The 1,607-nt window shown below is 70.3% G+C and carries 1 protein-coding gene and 2 pseudogenes; all 3 read left to right on the top strand.

The genetic code is table 11. The features are described from left to right. Positions 1-44: 44 nt before the first annotated feature. Positions 45-608: pseudogene (locus tag WA805_RS20400) on the top strand (SDR family NAD(P)-dependent oxidoreductase); the annotation flags it as partial. An 18-nt stretch (positions 609-626) separates the two neighbouring features. Next, the gene (locus WA805_RS20395; RefSeq protein WP_425243120.1) at positions 627-1,406 is read left to right on the top strand and encodes an SDR family NAD(P)-dependent oxidoreductase; all 780 of its coding nucleotides are present in this window, start codon (positions 627-629) and stop codon (positions 1,404-1,406) included. 1 nt (position 1,407) lies between these two features. Next, a pseudogene (locus WA805_RS20390) lies at positions 1,408-1,607 on the top strand (metal-dependent hydrolase family protein); the annotation flags it as partial.

Genomic DNA, 1,607 nt, shown 5'->3' with positions numbered 1-1,607 from the left:
GGCCAGGGACGCCGGCGTAGAGCTCACGACCGTGTGCGGCGGACCTCACCTCCGCCGCGGCGGCCAGGCGGGCCGTCCGCGACGCCGCCGAGACGCTCGGCGGGCTTGACGTGTTCGTGCACGCGGTCGGCGTCAACGACCGGCGCCCGGTGCTGGAGACCCCGGACGAGGTCTGGGACCGGATCATCGACGTCAACCTGAAGAGCGCGGTGTGGACCGCGCGGGCCGCCGGTGCGCTGATGGTGCCGGCCGGCTACGGGCGGATCGTCTTTCTCTCCTCCGTCTCCGGCCTGCTCGCGCACGCCGACCACGCGCCCTACGCCGCGACGAAGGGGGGCGTGAACCAGCTCTGCCGGGTCATGGCCCGCGAATGGGCGCCGCACGGCGTGACCGTGAACGCGGTGGCGCCCGGCTACACCGAGACCGCGCTGACCCACGCTTACCTGGAGAAACCAGGTGTGCGCGAGGGCCTGACCAGGCTTGTCCCCGCCGGGCGGCTCGGCACCGCCGACGACCTGACCGGCCCCATCCTCTTTCTCTGCTCAGCGCAGTCGGCGTTCGTGACGGGTCACGTCATGTACGCCGACGGCGGCCGCACTCTCGTCTAAGTAAGGACCACGCACATCATGACGTTCCACCAGCGCTTTGCCGGAAAGACCGTCCTGGTCACCGGGGCGGGCACCGGTTTCGGTGCCGCGATCGCGGTGCGCGCGGCGCAGGAGGGCGCCGACGTCGCCGTGCACTACCGCAGTTCGGAGGCTGGCGCCCGGCAGACCGCCGCCGGTGTCGAGGCCGCGGGCCGCAAGGCGTTCCTCGTGCAGGCCGACATCGTCGACTGGGCGCAGATCAGGCGGATGGCCGACGCGGTGTGGGACCGCTTCGGTCGGCTCGACGTGGCCGTCAACAACGTGGGTGACATGGCCAGCGAGCAGATGTCGTGGCGGGACATCACCGAGGAGTCCATCGACCACACCCTCGCCGTCGACATCAAGGGCACGCTGATGTGCACGCACGAGTTCGGCTCGCGCATGCTCGAGCAGGAGGGCGGCGGGTCGATCGTCAACATCGGGTCGACCGTGATCGTGCGCGGCAGCGCCCGGGCGCCGCAGTACGCGGCCGCGAAGTACGGCATCGTCGGCCTCACCAAGTCCTACGCGCACGCGTTCGCGCCCCGCGTGCGGGTCAACGTCTTCGCCCCGGGGTTCATGGAGACCGAGCGGATGCTCAACCGGGCAGACTACAAGAACGGCCGCGGTGACAAGCTGCGGGAGATGACCCCGATGCACCACATTCCGAAGCCGGAGGAAGTAGCCGGCACCGCGCTGTTCCTCGCCAGCGAGGACGCCAGTCACATCACCGGTAGCTATCTTGTGGCCGACGGCGGCTACAACATGATCGGAGCCTGACATGCCGGACGACCAGCGAATTGTCTTCATCAACGGCGCCGTCTTCGATGGCTCGGGCGCGCCGCCGGTCCCCGCCGACGTCATCGTGCGCGGCTCGGTGATCGAATCGGTCGTGGCCGGCGGCGGCACCGAGACGCGGCCAGGCGACCAGGTGGTCGACTGCGCCGGGCTGACCGTCATGCCCGGCCTGGTCGACTCGCA

Source organism: Trebonia sp. (assembly GCF_049794275.1).
Classification (GTDB): Bacteria; Actinomycetota; Actinomycetes; order Streptosporangiales; family Streptosporangiaceae; genus Trebonia.
Note: the sequence above shows the minus strand (reverse complement) of the source record. Positions and strands in the feature narration are given on the sequence as shown.

Bases quoted from the DNA above. Each gene is read 5' to 3' on its own strand.
- WA805_RS20395 (WP_425243120.1), top strand. From the start codon at position 627: ATGACGTTCCACCAGCGCTTTGCCGGAAAGACCGTCCTGGTCACCGGG.